The sequence below is a fragment of the Neobacillus niacini genome (genome assembly GCF_023715785.1).
In the GTDB taxonomy this organism is placed as follows: Bacteria; Bacillota; Bacilli; order Bacillales; family Cytobacillaceae; genus Neobacillus; species Neobacillus niacini_E.
In genome coordinates this window covers 1-17484 of the sequence record NZ_JAMBOX010000007.1, presented here as the reverse complement: position 1 = coordinate 17484, position 17484 = coordinate 1, and the positions used below count along the sequence as shown (strand labels likewise).

The 17484-nt window shown below is 41.1% G+C and carries 18 protein-coding genes, 1 rRNA gene and 1 other RNA gene; all 20 read left to right on the top strand.

The genetic code is table 11. The annotated features are described in order from the left end of the window. Positions 1-135: 135 nt before the first annotated feature. Positions 136-858 carry a GntR family transcriptional regulator gene (locus M3234_RS13905; RefSeq protein WP_262305293.1) on the top strand — a complete coding sequence of 241 codons (723 nt, stop codon included), beginning with the start codon at positions 136-138 and terminating at the stop codon, positions 856-858. 196 nt (positions 859-1054) lie between these two features. Next, positions 1055-2149: an ABC transporter substrate-binding protein gene (locus M3234_RS13900; RefSeq protein ID WP_262305292.1), complete on the top strand. Its 1095-nt coding sequence runs from the start codon at positions 1055-1057 to the stop codon at positions 2147-2149. A 14-nt stretch (positions 2150-2163) separates the two neighbouring features. After that, a complete protein-coding gene (locus M3234_RS13895; RefSeq protein ID WP_262305291.1) occupies positions 2164-3225 on the top strand; it encodes an ABC transporter ATP-binding protein in 1062 nt (353 codons plus the stop codon). A 15-nt stretch (positions 3226-3240) separates the two neighbouring features. Beyond that, positions 3241-4161, top strand: coding sequence for an ABC transporter permease (locus tag M3234_RS13890; RefSeq protein WP_262305290.1), 921 nt, complete (start codon positions 3241-3243; stop codon positions 4159-4161). Continuing rightward, on the top strand, positions 4158-4961 hold the full coding sequence (locus tag M3234_RS13885; RefSeq protein WP_262305289.1) for an ABC transporter permease: 804 nt from the start codon (positions 4158-4160) through the stop codon (positions 4959-4961). The genes M3234_RS13890 and M3234_RS13885 overlap by 4 nt, the downstream gene beginning before the upstream one ends. A 12-nt stretch (positions 4962-4973) precedes the next feature. Next, positions 4974-5297, top strand: coding sequence for a (2Fe-2S)-binding protein (locus M3234_RS13880; protein ID WP_262305288.1), 324 nt, complete (start codon positions 4974-4976; stop codon positions 5295-5297). After that, the gene (locus M3234_RS13875; protein ID WP_262305287.1) at positions 5287-6375 is read left to right on the top strand and encodes an NAD(P)/FAD-dependent oxidoreductase; all 1089 of its coding nucleotides are present in this window, start codon (positions 5287-5289) and stop codon (positions 6373-6375) included. Before M3234_RS13880 ends, M3234_RS13875 begins: the two co-directional genes overlap by 11 nt. Before the next feature lie 25 nt (positions 6376-6400). Then, positions 6401-6739, top strand: coding sequence for a (2Fe-2S)-binding protein (locus tag M3234_RS13870; RefSeq protein ID WP_262305286.1), 339 nt, complete (start codon positions 6401-6403; stop codon positions 6737-6739). Next, complete coding sequence (locus tag M3234_RS13865) at positions 6740-7825, top strand: NAD(P)/FAD-dependent oxidoreductase (RefSeq protein WP_262305285.1); 1086 nt, start codon at positions 6740-6742, stop codon at positions 7823-7825. It abuts the gene before it with no gap. A 28-nt stretch (positions 7826-7853) separates the two neighbouring features. Then, positions 7854-8189 carry a DUF1904 domain-containing protein gene (locus M3234_RS13860; RefSeq protein ID WP_262305284.1) on the top strand — a complete coding sequence of 112 codons (336 nt, stop codon included), beginning with the start codon at positions 7854-7856 and terminating at the stop codon, positions 8187-8189. A 69-nt stretch (positions 8190-8258) separates the two neighbouring features. Beyond that, entirely contained in the window at positions 8259-9479 is a 1221-nt protein-coding gene (locus M3234_RS13855; RefSeq protein WP_262305283.1) for an aminotransferase-like domain-containing protein, read from the top strand. Continuing rightward, positions 9476-10306, top strand: a complete 831-nt coding sequence (dat, locus tag M3234_RS13850) for a D-amino-acid transaminase (protein WP_262305282.1) — start codon at positions 9476-9478, stop codon at positions 10304-10306. Before M3234_RS13855 ends, dat begins: the two co-directional genes overlap by 4 nt. Positions 10307-10336: 30 nt before the next feature. Next, positions 10337-11464 carry an NAD(P)/FAD-dependent oxidoreductase gene (locus M3234_RS13845; protein WP_262305281.1) on the top strand — a complete coding sequence of 376 codons (1128 nt, stop codon included), beginning with the start codon at positions 10337-10339 and terminating at the stop codon, positions 11462-11464. Positions 11465-11490: 26 nt separating this feature from the next. After that, a complete protein-coding gene (locus tag M3234_RS13840) occupies positions 11491-12369 on the top strand; it encodes a fumarylacetoacetate hydrolase family protein (RefSeq protein WP_262305280.1) in 879 nt (292 codons plus the stop codon). A 99-nt stretch (positions 12370-12468) separates the two neighbouring features. Next, an RNA gene (gene ffs, locus M3234_RS13835) (signal recognition particle sRNA small type) lies at positions 12469-12558 on the top strand. Between the two features lie 215 nt (positions 12559-12773). Next, positions 12774-13922 (top strand): cell division protein FtsZ, encoded by a 1149-nt coding sequence (ftsZ, locus tag M3234_RS13830; RefSeq protein ID WP_262305279.1) that lies wholly within the window; start codon positions 12774-12776, stop codon positions 13920-13922. Positions 13923-14139: 217 nt separating this feature from the next. Next, positions 14140-14919 carry a TerC family protein gene (locus tag M3234_RS13825; RefSeq protein ID WP_262305278.1) on the top strand — a complete coding sequence of 260 codons (780 nt, stop codon included), beginning with the start codon at positions 14140-14142 and terminating at the stop codon, positions 14917-14919. 133 nt (positions 14920-15052) lie between these two features. Then, the gene (trhA, locus tag M3234_RS13820) at positions 15053-15694 is read left to right on the top strand and encodes a PAQR family membrane homeostasis protein TrhA (RefSeq protein ID WP_262305277.1); all 642 of its coding nucleotides are present in this window, start codon (positions 15053-15055) and stop codon (positions 15692-15694) included. 259 nt (positions 15695-15953) lie between these two features. Beyond that, a complete protein-coding gene (locus M3234_RS13815; protein ID WP_262305276.1) occupies positions 15954-16739 on the top strand; it encodes a hypothetical protein in 786 nt (261 codons plus the stop codon). Positions 16740-17352: 613 nt separating this feature from the next. After that, a 16S ribosomal RNA gene (locus M3234_RS13810) occupies positions 17353-17484 on the top strand; the annotation flags it as partial.

Genomic DNA, 17484 nt, shown 5'->3' with positions numbered 1-17484 from the left:
TCTAAGGCTAAAAATTATTTATCTAACAATTCGAAAAATATTGACAACTATAGAAAAACACTATAAACTAAGTGTTAATAGGAACAAAGAATATAAGCTTATAAAATTATAATATTATAAATTAGGTGAGTTGTTATGAAGATAGATAAAAATGTACCTGTACCTTTATATCGCCAAGTGCAAGAGGTGTTAGAAGAGAAAATAACATCCAAGCAGTGGGAAATTGGCTATCAGCTGCCGACTGAACAGGAATTGGCTGAACATTTTGATGTAAGTACCATTACTGTTAAACGGGCTGTTCTAGAGTTGGTGAGTAAAGGATACCTTTACCGGCAAAGCGGGAAGGGTACTTTTGTAGCAGGAACCACAAATGAACTGGATATAAATAAATTGTTGGTCACAACTTCAGTTGAAGACGTAGAGTCTCCACATGAATTACTTAGTTTTTCGATGGAATTGATGGGAGACGAAGTGGCAGGCAAATTTGGCTTACAGTCTGGTGCAAAAGTATTTAAGATTAAGCGTTTAAAAATCGAAAATGGTCTGCCCACTCATCTGGAGTATTCCTATCTGCCATTTGATAAATGTCCTACACTTACTCCCAATGATATCAATAATGAGTTTATTTACAACATTTTAAAGAAAAAATTTAAGATTTCATTGGGAAGGGCCCGGATGTTTGTCAAACCGTTCATTGCTGACAGCGAAATGGCGGAGAGACTTGAAATCGAAGCCGGTACGCCCATATTTGAATGGGAGAAGTTTACGTATACCAAGCAGGGAGAGGTAATTGAATACTCAAAGTTTTATGTGCGTCCAGACAAAGTTACCTATTATACTGAAATTAATTTTTCGTAAGGCAGCCAATTTTTAGATAAGGATAAAATATAATATTATAACCTATAAGATTATAATATTATATTTTTTTGAAAAAACTTATCTGAAAATTTTAAAGATTATATCAATATAACCGAGTGAATCAAATTTTAGGAGGGGTAAAGGCAGGTTCTTAGGTTTTTGTCCACATGTAAAAATTATTTGAGGAGGAGTAAGTGTGAAAAAAAGAAAAGCATCATTTATTCTAATCATTTGTCTTATGCTTGGGATCATGACTGCATGCGGCAGCAAAGAGAGTAACTCTAATTCTACGACCAAAAAATCAGGGGGCGAGGGCGATAAAACACTAGTATTGGCGGCATATGGTGGAAGCTATGAAAAAGGGCTAAAAGAAAAAGTGATTCCAAAGTTCGAAAAGGAGTTTGGAGTAAAGGTGACCTATATTACCGGAAGCTCAGTTGACACCTTGTCGAAGCTTCAGGCACAAAAGGATAAGCCGCAAATCGATGTCGCATTCTTGGATGATGGACCGCAAGCGCAGGCAAAAGCTTTTGGATTACTTGCTCCACTAGATGAAAACGTTGTCACCAACCTAAAGGACGTATACGATATCGCCAAAGATAAGGACAATATCGGAGTTGGTACCGGGATTGTGGCAACAGGCCTGGCATATAACAAAGATGTCTTTAAACAAAATGGCTGGGACCCAATTAAATCATGGAATGACCTAGCCGATCCGAAATTCAAGGGTAAATTAGTTTTACCATCCATGGCCACAACGTACGGAGTGCATATGCTTCTCATGGCTGCTGCTTCAAACGGTGGAAGTGATCGAGATATTGAACCAGGATTTGAGAAAATGAAGGAAATAGCTAAAAACGCAGTAACATTTGATAAAACGGCTGATATGTCTAACTTTTTCCTCCAGGGTCAAGCTGTTGCTACCTCTTGGGCTAATGGCCGGGTGAATCTTTTAAAAGACACAGGATTCCCAATCGAGTTTGTAACTCCTGAGGAAGGCGCACCGGCTTTACTTGTAACCACTAATGTTATAAAAGGTGCACCGCATCCGGAGCTTGCTCAAAAATTTCTTAATTTTATATTAGACGAAGAAGTACAGGTGGAAATGGCGCACGCAACATTTTCTGGACCAGTAACGAAAAGCACGAAACTTGACGGGGATATAGCGAAAAAAGTCATTTACGGTGAAGATCAAATTAAAAAGCTAGTAAAAGTGGATTGGGAGTATGTCAATACAAAAAGGGCCGAATGGACAGAACGGGCCAATAAAGAAATTGAAGTAGCCCACTAAAAGAGGTGAAGGAAATGAGCTATTTATGTCTTGAAAATGTTGTAAAGACTTTTAATAAAACAGAAGTCGTGAAAAAGATGAACCTCGAAATCAAACAGGGTGAGCTTGTTTCCTTTCTAGGGCCATCCGGCTGCGGAAAAACGACAACCCTCAACATGATTGCCGGGTTCCTGGAAGTGGACGGAGGGAAAATTGTGGTGGACGGAAAGCCTGTCCACCTGCTTCCCCCGAATAAAAGGGAAATGGGCATGGTTTTTCAAAACTATGCTCTCTTTCCCCATATGACTGTATTTGAGAATGTTGCCTACGGGCTAAAGCTTCGCAAGGTAAGCAAGGATGAAATTAAATCCCGTGTCGCAGAAGCCCTGGAGATGGTCAGGCTGACAGGCTATGAAAAGCGCTATCCGAGAGAGCTTTCCGGCGGACAGCAGCAGCGCGTTTCATTGGCTAGGGCTCTTGTCATCAAACCGAAAGTGTTATTACTTGATGAACCATTGAGCAATTTGGATGCGAAACTGCGTCAAGAAATGCGCGAAGAAATCGTGGACATTCAAAAAAGAGTTGGGATCACAACCATATTTGTAACCCATGATCAGGAAGAGGCCCTTGCGATTTCGGATAGGATCGCAGTTATGTATGAAGGAAGAATTGAACAGCTTGATACGCCGGTTGAGATTTATAACCACCCTCAGACTGATTTTGTTTCCAGGTTTATTGGAGAAGTAAACCAGGTACAAGGCAAGGTTGTCAAAACACTCAACAATCAGGAAAGCTTGGTTTCGTTTTATGGCTATGAGCAGATTTTAACAAGGCATTTAGCGAAAAATAGTGTTATTGATTTTTATATTCGCCCTGAAAAAATCCATATCTCCTTAGAACCCAACGATGGCATTGTCGTCAAGGTGGATAGGAAAATGTTCTTGGGGGCGAAAACGAGATACATTCTACACAACAAGGAAAATAAGCATATCATTGCAGATATTCCAAATACCGTTCTAAATCCCGATCATGTTCAAGAGGGAAAGGATGTAAGTATTCAGTGGAATTCAGAGGATTTATTAGCAACCAAAAAGTGAGGTGACATTTCTCCCATGCAACCTGAAACCGCATATCAAGAACAGGAATTGTTATTCAAGCAGAAAAAGAAGAATTTATCGAAGAAGAGAATGGACTATTTGCTTTTATTACTTCCGACCCTTGGTATCTTTATATTTTTCTTTTTGCTTCCGTTGTTTTTCCTTTTTATTACCGGCTTTAAGACGTTCGACGCATCAAGTGGGGTTGGAAATGACTGGACCCTCGAGAATTACACAAAATTTTTATCCGATACATTTTATCTCGGGGTCCTATGGCGGACGGTAAAAATTGCTTTGCTGACTACTTTAGTTGCCATAGTGATTTCTTTCCCGGTTGCCTATCAAATTACGAAAGCAAACAGAAGAATCAAAAATTACTTAACCTTAATCGTTCTGTCACCATTGTTAATCAGTATGGTAATCCGCTGCTACGGATGGGTTATCTTGTTATCCAATAACGGAGTTGTCAATAATGCGTTATTGAAGTTTGGGTGGATCGATAAGCCGTTAACCTTGCTGTATACGGAATTTAGCGTGGTAATCGGTATGGTGCACGTACTGTTTCCTTACATGGTGTTAAGTATTATGGGTTCGCTGGAAAGAATTGACCCATCGGTTATCCGTGCTTCACAAAATCTAGGTGCCAGCCCAATTCGAACCTTCTTCTCCATCGTTTTGCCGCTAACCTTACCGGGCATCTTTGCTGGTTCTGTTATGGTTTTTAGTCTAGGAATAAGCTCTTTCGTTACTCCGGCTATTCTCGGGGGCCCACAGGTAAAGGTCATGTCGTTCCTTACATATGAACAGGTAGCGGTCATGCTGAATTGGCCTTATGGATCGGCAATTGGCTTCCTATTAATCTTTATTGCGACGATTACGATCATTATTTATAGCAAACTATTAACTACTTCTAAAAAAGGAGTGGCCATTCAATGAGGAAGGCATTGCCTAAATTTGGATTAAATTTCTTTTGTCTGCTCGTTTACATCTTCTTGGCTGCTCCAATCGTCGTTGTTTTATTTTCATCGTTGACTACCACCGAATATATCGTGTTTCCTCCCAAAGGTTTGACATTAAGGTGGTACACCGAATTAGTGAATCATCCAGAATTTATGCAGTCGTTCATGCTAAGTATTGGCGTTGCCTTTGGAACCGCGATTATTTCAACAGTTATTGGAACGATGTCTTCGATTGCCGTTGTTAGGTATCAGTTCAGAGGGAAAACAGCCATTATGCAGCTGGTCGGATCACCTCTTTTGATTCCAACCGTTGTCTTTGGGGTAGCTCTTTTACAGTTTTATTCCTGGATCGGTTTGGCAACAAGCCCGGCAGCTTTAGTGATTGGTCATATCATTTTAACGATACCTTTCGTCATGCGCTTGGTGGTCGCCAGTTTAGTAGGCTTTGACCGCTCTATTGAACAAGCTGCGATGAACCTGGGGGCAGGAAGCATGAGGGTATTTTTTCAAATTACACTTCCGATCATTAAATCAGGCGTTATTGCAGGGGCGATCTTTGCTTTCATTACCTCATTTGATGATTTAACCGTGGCTCTATTTATTGTCAGTACCGATGTTGTGACGCTGCCAGTCCGGATTTTCACCTACATGCAATACCAGTATGACCCTATCATAACCTCCGTTTCTAGTATCGTGATTCTTTTGACAGTCGTGTTAATGGTTGTCATTGAAAGAGTACTAGGGGTTGGAAAAGTATTCGAGTCGAAAAATGAATAAGAAGGTGTTTTTGTGCACATCAAACATCACCCCATCCTTGGGGAACAGCTTCAAAAACAAGTAACCATCTATTTTAAAGATGAACCATACACTGCTTATGAACAGCAGTCTGTTGCGGCAGCTTTGCTGGCTAATGATATAAAACAATTGGGCGTTAGCCGGAATTTAGTTCAGCCACGAGGCATGTTTTGCTCGCGGGGAAGATGCTGCAGCTGCTATATGACGGTAAATGGGGAGGACCATGTGCGGACTTGTATGACCAAGGTCGTGGATGGGATGAAGATATATCCGAATGACGGTGACCCACAAGTTAGGAGTGAATCCCATGGAGACTGATGTTCTTATTATCGGTGCCGGACCCGCCGGTCTTACCGCTGCCGTGGAAACAGCATCAAGAGGGCTGGATGTAACCATTGTGGAAGAATCACTATCAATGGGCGGACAACTAATCCAGCAAACCCAAGTCCTGGGTTCGCTGCCATCTTTCTATCAGCCAAAAAGGGGCTTTGAGTTGGCACAACGATTAAGGAAACTAGTAGAAGATACCTCTGTTCGGTGTTTATTAGGTCACCGGGTGATTGGCTTTTATAAGGATGGAAGTGTCGGAATATCGGATGAGGCTAATGTGTTTCCTCTGAAAGCTAAAAAAATAATCGTGGCCACGGGTGCAGCTGAAAAGGCCATCGCCTTTCCAAAATGGACGCTCCCGGGGATTATGACGATTGGAGCAGCCCAAACACTATTGAATCGGGATTTTGTCCTACCTGGTAAACATGCTGTCATTATTGGGACCAGCGACTTTGCGATGGATGTGGCCCTTCAGCTTTCTGAGGGTGGCGTGCAGGTAAAGGCAATGGTGGAAAAAAGCCAAACTGTACTTGCACGTGACACAGAAAAAGTGAACCAGGTCAGTAAAATGGGGATCCCTGTTCATGTAAACTCTTCTATTAAAGAAGCAAGGGGAATTGGTAGGGTGGAGGAAATTGATATTGAGCAGAGAGAACAGATTATGACCATTCCTTTGGATACTGTTTGTGTCGACGGCGGCCGGTCTCCAATCCTCGATGTTTTTTACCAGTTGGAGTGCTCCTTCGGCTATCAAAGAGAACTAGGCGGCTGGATCCCGCAATACAACCCATTCTTTCGAACAGACCGAGAGGATGTTTTTTTAGCAGGAAACGCTGCTGGGGTGAGTTCCCAAGGAGTTTTACTTGTAACAGGGATAATCGCAGGAATTAATGCAAGTGAATCCTTGGGAGCTTTAAGTAAGGAAGAGGCCGAAATTAAAACAACGTCTCTATGGAAAGAGATCGAAACTCTTGAGACGAAGCTCGATCCGGATGTATGGAATGCTAGGATTCGGCATGTGCAAAACTATGAACATCCTGTCCTTACAGATCAATTTATCTCTTAATTAGAAAAGATTAAGAGACTAGTAGGTGAATAGATTGGATAAAACCACGATTATTTGTCGATGCGAAGAAATCAGTTACGAAGAAATCGAGGATGTCATTTCGATTGGCGCAAGAAGATTTGATGATGTAAAAAGACTGACCCGCTGCGGCATGGGCCCCTGTCAGTCGAAAATTTGCAGCAGCCTGGTTGCTGAAATTATTCATGATAAAACAGGTCTTCCTTTTCCTGAGATTCCTTTACCGCGGATGAGGATGCCGATTAGCCCGATTAAGATTGGAACGCTTACTACCAATAGTACCACTTTTTCCTCGGTCAAATCTGTGCTAGACGAGGTGGAGTTAGAGGATGGGAAGGTGAAATAGATGGATACCAATTATGAAACGATCATTATCGGGGGAGGGGTTCTCGGGAGCAGTATCGCGTATCACCTTTCTGATTGCAAGAAGGATAGAATTTTAGTTCTGGACCAGAAATTCCCGTTGGCCGGAACATCAGGATCGACCCAAGCCTGGATATGGGTTCATAATAAAACTCCTTCCTGGTATGCCGAGTTTAATATGTACAGTGCAGAACTTTTTCCGTATTTAGCGAAAAAAATTGGCGATGTGGAATATAAACAAACGGGAGGACTTTCTCCATTTTTTAATGAGGCTGATCGCGAAAAAGCCTTGCAGCTCGCTAAAGCCTATAAGGAAATTGGCATTAAAATCAAGGTCTTATCTCGTGAGGAGGCTTTGGAAAAAGAGCCTTCGCTCAATCCGAATGTGGCAGGCGCTACTTATAGTTCCATCGATGGGAACGTCAATCCTTTTCGCTTAGTCGACAGGTATATGAGGGCGGCAAAGAAAAATGGTGTCCAATATTCTACCTTTAATAAAGTAACAGAAATCCAAAAGCTCCATGATAAATTCATTGTCGTTTCGGAGAAAGGGACGTTTGTCTGTAAAAATCTGATTCTCGCTGGCGGCACTTGGTCAAGAGAATTAGGTAAATTAGTGGACATTAACATACCTGTAAACCAGGTGAGAGGTCAAATCCTCGTGACAGAACCCTTGAAGCCGTTCTTAAATTATACGATCAGTGGTGTAAGACAGACGTTTAATGGCGAAGTATTAATCGGGTATTCAATGGAAAAGGAAGGATTTAACCGGGCAACAACATTGGATCTTATTCAAGAAACAGCTAATATGGCCGTTCATTATATACCGGGGTTAAGGAAGGCCAAGGTGGTGCGTGCTTTTTCCGGGATTCGAGCGATGCCGGAAGATGGGCTTCCGATTCTTGGGAGTATTCCGGGTATCGATCGTCTTTATGTGGCGGCAACACATAGTGGGATGACCCTATCGCCGCTGATAGGAACGCTTATGAGCGAATTAATACTAGATGGCGAAACATCGGTCCCGATTGACCGCTATTCCATCAGCCGCTTTGATTCATTAGTAAGATAAAATTTTAAAGTGATTAGGAGGAATTGAAATGCCACATTTAATCATTAGAGGAGTCTCGATCGAGCAGGTTAAATCAATCAGTACCGCACTTGTACAAGAACTGGCGGAATTATGTGCCTGTGGAACGGACAATTTCACCTTGGAACTTGTTCATTCTACCTATGTATTTGATGGCAATGAAGTGCCAGGGTATTCATTGATTGAAGTAAAGTGGTTTGAACGCGGCCAGGAAATTCAGGACCAATTTGCCAATATTGTCACCAGACAGATTCATGCACTCGGAATTCCAGAAGTAGAGGTCGCTTTCAGTACATTTTTGGAATCGGCGTATTATCTCAATGGCAAGAGTTTTGCCACTTCTTAACATTATAAGATATAAAGTTATAACATTATACTTTTTGAATGAAATGGATATTGAAAGGAGGCCTCCCTTATGAGTTATCGCTTTGCAGACCGAACGAAAATGTTTAAATCTTCCCCTATCCGTGAAATTGCGGGTCTTATTCAACAAAAAGGAAGTGATGTCATATCATTCGCCGGAGGAAATCCATATGAACCTTATTTTCCGTCCGCAGATATCAAAAAAGCGTTCGATAACGTTTTTGAATCTGGAAACAAAAGCTTGCAATATGGAATGACTCCGGGGTTCATGCCGTTAAGGGAGCAAATAAGCCAACGTGTCAGTGCTAAAGGAATCCAATCGAAGCCAGAAGCTATTCTTTTGACAACAGGTGCCCAACAAGCGATTGACTTATTCGGCCGGGTCATGATTTCTCCAGGCGATGTTGTTCTTACTGAAAATCCGACTTTTTTTGCGGCTGTCCAATCATTCCAATCGTATGAAGCAAATGTGGTTGGAGTAAATGGTGATGAACATGGAATGGATCTTGATGAGTTGGAATCAAAAATAAAACAATACAACCCGAAGTTTATTTATATTGTCCCAACATTTTCGAATCCAGAGGGCAGAGTATGGAGTCAAGAACGCCGCAAAGCTTTATTGGAACTAGCCTATCAATATAATACGCTTATTTTAGAGGATGACCCGTATGGCGATATTCAATTCTATGAGAATGAGCAATATATACCAATTGCGGCCATGGATGATCAAAAATCACATGTTGTTTATACAGGCACTTTTTCCAAGACAGTCGTTCCTTCTTTACGGATCGGCTGGGTAACGGGTCCAGAAGCTATTCTTAAATATTTATCGCAAATTAAAGAAGCGGCAGATCTTATGTCCAGCACCCTTAACCAACAGGCTCTTTATTACTTGATTAAACATATGGATTTAGATGCACATATCGGTATGTTGCGAAAAAATTATTATCACCATATGACGATTATGCAGGATTATTTAAAAACATTAGATCCTAATTTAGTATCCTGGATTGAACCAAAAGGCGGAATGTTTATCTGGGTTAAAGTGCATGAAAGCATCAATACAACAGAATTATTAGCTGAGGTATTAGAGCATGGTGTTGCTTATGTACCGGGTGGTCCATTCTATGTGGAAAACCCGCAGCAAAATACGCTGCGCCTCAATTTTACCCATTCCAGCCCAGAACAGATCCAAATCGGAATGGAACGATTAGTGTCTGTATTTAAGCAATCTGTGATGAATGTGAATATTAAAGGAGCTGGTTTTAGGTGAACTATGTTCTTGAAAACCAACAGATTGTTCCTAGAGAAAATGTCGAGATAAGTTTTTTGGATCGAGCCTATGTATTTGGCGATGGCGTATATGAAGTCATTGGGGTTTATAATGGCGTGCCTTTTAAGATGGATCAACATCTGACTAGACTGCAGTCGAGCGCTGACCAAATCCAACTACCCCTTCCATACGATATAAAGGTATTAGAGGAAAAATTGATGGAACTTCAGGCAAAGAATCATTTAGTTACTGGCTTTATTTATCTACAAATTAGCCGAGGGGCAGCTCCAAGAACGCATCATTTTCCTAAACCAGAGGTACTGCCTAAACTAATTGCGCATGTAACCGAAACAACGAGACTGCCAGATGACTTTTATGCATATGGGGTAAAAACGATGCTTGTGGAAGATGTTAGGTGGCTTAGATGTAATATAAAGAGCTTAAATTTGTTGCCTAATGTATTAGCAAAAGAAACAGCCATTAAAAATAATTGTTTCGAGGCGATCCTGCATCGGGGAGAGACCATAACAGAAGGCAGCTCATCCAATGTATTTGTGGTAAAGGGGAGTATGCTTTACACACATCCTGCCAATAACTATATATTGAATGGCATTACTAGATCAACAGTCATTGAAATTTGCCAAAAGAATAATTTTGAAATAGTTGAAACAGCTTTCAGTAAGGAATTTTTATTAAACGCAGATGAAGCATTTTTAACGGTAACTTTTTTAGGCATCATACCCATTCGTCAAGTAGACGAGAAAACGGTCGGAATAGGCGAAATAACCAAGAAAATCCAAAGTGAATACTACGAACTTACGCATTAAAGCGGAGTTGGGTCAAAGGGAGTGATATAAATGAAAGTGATTGTAATTGGAACAGGAATTGCAGGCGCAAGCGCCGCCTATCACTTGGCCAAAAATAATGTGGAAGTCATCATGATCGATAAAAAACAAGAAGGTAAGGCAACTACTGCTGGGGCTGGGATCGTCTGTCCCTGGATTAGAGACATTGAAAATGAGACTTGGTATAGCCTCGCTGTGAAAGCTTATGTTGACTATCCTGAATTAATTTCTTCCTTGAAAAAGGACGGAGAAGATGATGTCGGCTACAAAAAAGTTGGGGCTTTACGTGTTTCGACGGACCCCGATAAAATGGATGAAGTTGAAAAAAGATTGAAAAAACAGCGGATGGAAACACCTGAGATTGGCGATATTGTTCGTTTAAATGGAGCGCAGGCACAAGAGGTATTTCCACCACTTAACGAAAATATGGAAGCTGTGTATGTATCTGGAGGGGCTAGAGTAGATGGTGCTTTGTTACGTGATGCTCTAAAACGGGCTGCTAGGCGTAACGGGGCTGAGTTTGTGGACGGTGAAGCACATTTAGTTCATGAGAACGGGAAAGTAGTTGGTGTTACGGTTGGAAAAGAAACTATTTTTGCAGATAAAGTGCTACTAACTTCAGGGGCATGGGCTCCTGAAGTATTGGAGCCGTTTGGAATTCAGTTAAACGTGAGTCCACAGCGCGGTCAGATCGCCCATATAAAATTACTGGAAAAGGATACTTCTAATTGGCCAATTGTTATACCAGAGTCTGGCCATTATTTGGTCCCATTTGATAATGGCAGAATAGTAGCAGGGGCAACTAGAGAAACCGGATCAGGATTTGATTATCGATTGACTGCCGGTGGGGTAAATGAGGTACTGACAGAAGCTCTGATGGTTGCGCCTGGTTTAGAAGATGGAACGTTGGAAGAGGTTCGGATCGGATTTCGGCCAATGGGTCCAGATTTATTACCGATTCTAGGAACTATAGATACACTCGAAGGAATTGTCCTTGCTACTGGATTAGGGAAATCCGGGCTTACATTTGGGCCATATGTCGGTCGTTTGGCAGCTTCCATCATTCAGGATGAAGAGATTGAGTTGGATCTTACACCGTATCAAACCTGCCATAGCATTGAGTTGAAAAAAACTGTTTAACAAATTAGAAATTGGGAGATTAGTTTATGAAATTATTAAACTTTAAGTTAAATGGCGAAGTGAAATTAGGTGTCAAAACCGAGCAGGGAATTCTTGATATTGAAAAAGCAGGACAAGAATTTAACGAAGATGTACCAAAAAGTATGAAAGATTTAATAAAAGGGAAAGGCTTATCAACCATAAGGAAATTAGCTGATCGTACAGCAAACAATTCGTATCCATCGTTATTTTTAAATGAAGAGAAGATTGTGTATCAGCCAGTGATCCAAAATCCAGAAAAGATTGTTTGTGTCGGATTAAATTATCTTAGTCATGTTGAAGAAGCGAAGACAGAAGAAATCCCAAAGGCCCCTGTCCTGTTCAGTAAATTTAACAACTCCCTTTCCGCCCATAACGAACGAATATCCCTTCCATCTAAAGGAAACCTGTTTGATTATGAAGCCGAGTTAGTGATTGTTATCGGGGAAGAGGCAAGAAACGTCGAGGAGAATGAAGCACTATCTTTCGTTTTCGGCTATACCGTAGGAAACGATTTGAGTATAAGGGATTTACAGTTTACGTCTAGTCAATGGTTACTTGGGAAATCCGCTGACGGATTCGCTCCAATTGGCCCATATATTGTTCCCGCTGAGGAAGTTGACCCGCAAAATTTAAACATCGAATGTAGGGTAAATGGTGAAGTCCGGCAGTCTTCCAATACAAAACATATGATTTTTGACTGTGCGACGATCGTTAGCTATATCTCAAAACATATAACATTGAAACCAGGGGACATTATTTTTACCGGAACACCGGAAGGAGTTATTTTAGGGTTGCCAGAGAATGAACAAATCTGGCTAACTTCTGGGGATGAAATGGAGATTACAATTGAAGGAATCGGCACATTAAGGAATATACTGGAATAATTTCTGCTAAGGCCAAGAACCACGAAATGTCTGTTTTAGATTAACCTGTGGATTCCCAAATTTTACAGATTACTTCCATGTTAGAAACGTGGTATATTATAAGTGTAGTCCAACAACGGTACTAGGAAAGGGTCAGGGCGGGAACGCAGCAGCCATAACTAGTGGAATTGTGTGGGCTATTACATAGTCAGAAAAACGCTAAACTCCTATTTTGGAGTTTAGCGTTTTTTGTTTTTAACCGGTTCGTAATTAGAATGTTACCTTATGTTAATAAATGAAATGGAAAGGTTGTGTATACTTATTTTTATATAGTAGGGATTAGAATGTCTATTACTCTACTAACCACATGAAAAAGACTGAAAATGACCTGTTCTCTAGGTATGGATGAAGAAAGAGGGATAACCATGTTAAATTATGATATCAATATAGACCAATTTGCTTCGATTAAAGTAGTCGGTGTTGGCGGCGGCGGAAACAATGCTGTCAACCGGATGATCGAGGCAGGAGTTGAAGGTGTAGAATTTATTGCGGTCAATACCGATGGACAAGCGCTTAATCAATCAAACGCAGAAATCAGGGTGCAAATTGGCGCATCCTTAACAAGAGGTCTAGGAGCGGGAGCAAATCCGGAGATCGGAAGAAAAGCCGTGGAGGAAAGTAAGGGGCTGATTGAAGACGTGCTGAAAGGAGCAGACATGGTTTTCGTTACAGCCGGTATGGGCGGCGGGACCGGGACGGGGGCAGCCCCTGCTGTTGCTGCCATCGCTCGAAAAATTGGCGCTTTGACAGTCGGGGTTGTCACGCGACCGTTTAAATTTGAAGGCCGCAAGCGTGCAGTCAACGCCGAACAAGGAATTAAGGAAATGCGAGAAGCAGCGGACACCTTAATTATTATTCCAAACGACCGCCTATTGGAGATTATTGATAAGAAAACCCCTATGCTCGAAGCATTCCGAGAAGCGGACAATGTCCTTCGTCAGGGTGTTCAAGGGATTTCTGATTTAATAGCGGTTCCAGGGTTAATCAATCTTGATTTTGCCGACGTGAAAACCGTTATGTCCCACAAAGGAACCGCCTTAATGGGTATTGGGATAGCGAAAGGGGATGATCGCGCAGCTGAAGCGGCAAAGTCAGCCTTAAATAGCCCGCTGCTAGAAACCTCCATTAATGGTGCTAAGGGTGTCATCATGAACATTACCGGGGGCCGAAATTTAAGTCTCTTTGAAGTGCAGGAGGCAGCTGAAATCGTTTCTTCTGCTTCTCATGAAGAACTAAATATGATTTTTGGCTCAGTCATTAACGAAAATTTACAGGATGAAATTATCGTTACCGTAATCGCCACAGGATTCAACGAACAAGAAGACAGGGTGGTACAAACGTCCGCTCAACCATCCACGGAAAAGTCTTTTTCAATTAAGAAGGAACAGCCTGCACGAAGCCATCCTGTAAAACAGGAAGAGCCGGTTTATTATTCTGAGCGAGAGACAAAAGAACCAGAAGATTATTTAGATGTATCTTCGTTATTGCGTAATCGAAGAAATCGAAGAAGATAACATTCGGAAAAATCCGTAGGCCCACGTCCCGAAAAAAGGGAGAGTGGCTACGGATTTTTTTGTAAAAACGGTTTTGATTTAAAGGATACCCCAACATAGTTTTGATTATGAAAACGGAATTGACTTAGGAAATTTCCGGGATTAGCTATGACTTTCTGGGAAATTATATCGTTAGAAGTCAGTGTATATTTTTTAGCTCTAGAAAGGAGAGAAATGGATGGAGTCAATATGGCTGGAGTACGCCTGGGCATTATTAATTCTAATCGGACTGGAAGGGTTGTTATCTGCTGATAACGCTTTGGTCCTTGCTGTTATTGCCAAGCATTTGCCTGAAGACCAAAAAAAAAGAGCGATAAATTATGGAATATTGATGGCATTTGTTTTCCGATTTGCAGCCCTGTTTGTGATTTCTTTTATTGCAAATGTTTGGCAGATCCAGGCGATAGGAGCAGCTTACCTCCTATACCTGGGATTAAAGCATGTCATACAAGCAAAGTTTGGAAAAGAAAATAAGACCATTCATAAGGATGATGAAAAAGAAGCGAAAGGTAAAGGTTTCGGAACGACTGTAGGGAAGATTGCTTTGGCCGACCTGGCATTTGCTGTTGATTCAATTCTGGCCGCGGTTGCACTTGCCCTTGGTCTTCCGGATTCACCTCTTGGCGAATTTGGCGGGATGGATGGCGGGCAATTTATTGTTGTCCTTCTTGGAGGTATTGCCGGTCTTATCCTGATTAAGTTCGCGGCAACCTGGTTCGTGCAGCTTTTGGAAAAACGTCCAGCTTTGGAAACAACTGCCTATGCCATTGTCGCTTGGGTCGGAGTTAAACTTGCGGTTATTACCCTCGCCCATGAAGATATTGGCGTCATCAATCATGATTTTCCCCACGGTACCACTTGGACGGTGATTTTTTATAGTGTTTTGGTTGCCATTGCTCTAATTGGTTGGTTTGCCCCGGGGAACAAGTCGTCCAAAAAGTTAAGTCCCGAAACTTAAAATAAGCGGCTAGTCAAAGACTCAAGCATTTTGCAAGAACAGATAAAGTAATGGTATGTTAAACTTAATATTAAGTGGCTAGCCATTCATTTTGCTATCGGTTTATATTAAACATTTTAAGAGGGGAAATCCATTGGCAAACACACATACATTCAGCAAAGGGGAGGAAATCGCTAATTCCATTACACATGGGATCGGTGCTCTTCTCAGTATAGCGGCTTTGGTTTTACTTATTGTTTTTTCGTCGATCAACGGGAATGCCTGGCATATTGTCAGTTTCACATTATTTGGTTCAACAATGGTTCTAATGTACCTGTCATCAACACTTTTGCATGCATTTCCGGAAGGAAGTAAGGTCAAGGACATTTTTGAGATTTTCGACCACTCGTCGATTTATTTTTTCATTGCGGGGACATATACGCCATTTATGTTTAACGCTGTAAATGGATGGTTGGGCTGGACGATTTTTGGTATTGTATGGGGAGTGGCTATTGGCGGTACAATTTTTAAATGTTTCTTCGTCAAACGGTTCCTCTTCACTTCTACTGCCCTCTATATATTAATGGGCTGGATGATTGTATTCGCATGGAAACCACTTACAAACGCTTTGGAACCTGCAGGACTTCATTATCTGGTCCTAGGGGGAGTTATGTATACGGTAGGCTCTGTATTTTATATATGGCGAGGCTTTAAATTTCACCATGCCATTTGGCATTTGTTTGTGATTGCTGGGAGCATCATGCATTTCTTTAGCGTACTGACGTTAATACACTAAAAGGCCCTTTGACGGGGCTTTTTTTCGTTAGCGTACTGTTTCTACACTCGCTATTTTCCGCCATCCGTCCTCCAATATAGTTAAATCTCCTCACATTTTTCACCAGAAAAACAGCATCCTAATAGTCTAATTTAGCCATTCCTTTTCGTTTTTATCTAAATTAATATAGTTATGGTAGTACAAAAAATGGTTCATTTCGATAAAAAATAAAGCATTTCGTCATTCATCTAAGCCTCAATATTTGGATGGGAGTGATCATGTGAATACAGATCAAGCATTTGACTTATTAAAGAACGCTGGTTTTTCGGAGGAACAAAGTATTGAAACCGTGAGACGCTGGATGCGCGAGCGTAAAATTAGCTATGTTGGAAAAGCAGCACAGTGGGAAACAGTCTATATACTTGAGGATACAGACCAAGCGATCGAATTGTTGAAGGATGCCGGTGTTTCCGCCAGTATAGGCATCCCGCTTGTGAAACGCTGGTACCTTGAAGGCAAGATTCAAAAAGTGGGGAACGGGTACCAACTATCGAATTACATAACGAGGCAACACCTGTTTGAAAATAGGCCTATTAAACAAGATAAATCCCTTCATGATATAAAAGAAAAAATAAAGGCACAGGATAAGCAGTTGCAGGGGCTGGAAGAGCTTCATAAAACTTCTGTAAGAGCATTGATTGAGCAAAGAAACAATTTGAAAAGAGAACTCGCCGTTCTTAAGAAAGAAAAATCGGAATGGACCAAGGAGTCTGAAAAGGTATTAAAAGAAAACCTTGAATTACGAAAGGTATTGTTAAAACTAAAAGAGGAACGCTCGAGGCAAGGAAAAAGAGTAGAGGAACCAGCAGAAGCACCACCTGTTTCTTATCCTTCTGACTATCGACAAAAATTAGGGCTATCCAAAAAAGCGGGACAGAAAGAAGTGTTAACGGGATTTAAAAAATTATTAAAACTAACACATCCCGACCACGGAGGAAGCGCTGCAGCCTTCCATTATATTAAAACGGATTATGATCAATATAAAAATAGTTTGAAAGATAAATAGACAATGATGGATTGACTGATGGATACTGTGCCAGTTTTTAAAAGAAATAAGACATGAATCCACGACAAATTAGAGTTCTAATTTTAGCGGCGAGATACAAGAAAACGGTTATTCACTCCATGAAAACGATGGTGAATGAAATGCTCAAAAATAACAGATAGTCCATATGTGGTGTCAGGCCCTAGCAAAATTATTACGGGTACTGACACCATTCTTATTGGAAAAAATTGCTGATTGATAATATTTCAAATGCACGGTATATTAATAACCCAGCCACTTACGAGTGGCGATAAACTTCCTAAACTTACATCATTTTTTGTTTTCTAATCCTGAGGAACTTGAAAAAAATTTCTCTTGCTAATTAACTCCTAAGGTGTTATGATAGGAAAGTCGCTTTAAAACATGTCGAACATTCATTAACTATCAATCACTGATTGGTAAAAATTAATAGTTGATGTGTTTGAGACAAAATGGTACAATTGATATTGTCGCTTCTTTACAGTGACCATGATTGTTCTTTGAAACAAAAACGTCAACAATAAAAACATCATGTTTCTTCTATATAAATAAGGAACATGAGCCAACGTAACTTTATGAGCTAATCAACTCATCTTTTTCGGAGAGTTTGATCCTGGCTCAGGACGAACGCTGGCGGCGTGCCTAATACATGCAAGTCGAGCGAATCACTGGGACGCAAGTCCCGCTGGTTAGCGGCGGACGGGTGAGTAACACGTGGGCAACCTGC

Coding starts and splice junctions, on each gene's coding strand:
- M3234_RS13905 (WP_262305293.1), top strand. CDS start 136: ATGAAGATAGATAAAAATGTACCTGTACCTTTATATCGCCAAGTGCAA.
- M3234_RS13895 (WP_262305291.1), top strand. CDS start 2,164: ATGAGCTATTTATGTCTTGAAAATGTTGTAAAGACTTTTAATAAAACA.
- M3234_RS13890 (WP_262305290.1), top strand. CDS start 3,241: ATGCAACCTGAAACCGCATATCAAGAACAGGAATTGTTATTCAAGCAG.
- M3234_RS13885 (WP_262305289.1), top strand. CDS start 4,158: ATGAGGAAGGCATTGCCTAAATTTGGATTAAATTTCTTTTGTCTGCTC.
- M3234_RS13875 (WP_262305287.1), top strand. CDS start 5,287: ATGGAGACTGATGTTCTTATTATCGGTGCCGGACCCGCCGGTCTTACC.
- M3234_RS13865 (WP_262305285.1), top strand. CDS start 6,740: ATGGATACCAATTATGAAACGATCATTATCGGGGGAGGGGTTCTCGGG.
- M3234_RS13860 (WP_262305284.1), top strand. CDS start 7,854: ATGCCACATTTAATCATTAGAGGAGTCTCGATCGAGCAGGTTAAATCA.
- M3234_RS13855 (WP_262305283.1), top strand. CDS start 8,259: ATGAGTTATCGCTTTGCAGACCGAACGAAAATGTTTAAATCTTCCCCT.
- M3234_RS13845 (WP_262305281.1), top strand. CDS start 10,337: ATGAAAGTGATTGTAATTGGAACAGGAATTGCAGGCGCAAGCGCCGCC.
- M3234_RS13840 (WP_262305280.1), top strand. CDS start 11,491: ATGAAATTATTAAACTTTAAGTTAAATGGCGAAGTGAAATTAGGTGTC.
- ftsZ (WP_262305279.1), top strand. CDS start 12,774: ATGTTAAATTATGATATCAATATAGACCAATTTGCTTCGATTAAAGTA.
- M3234_RS13825 (WP_262305278.1), top strand. CDS start 14,140: ATGGAGTCAATATGGCTGGAGTACGCCTGGGCATTATTAATTCTAATC.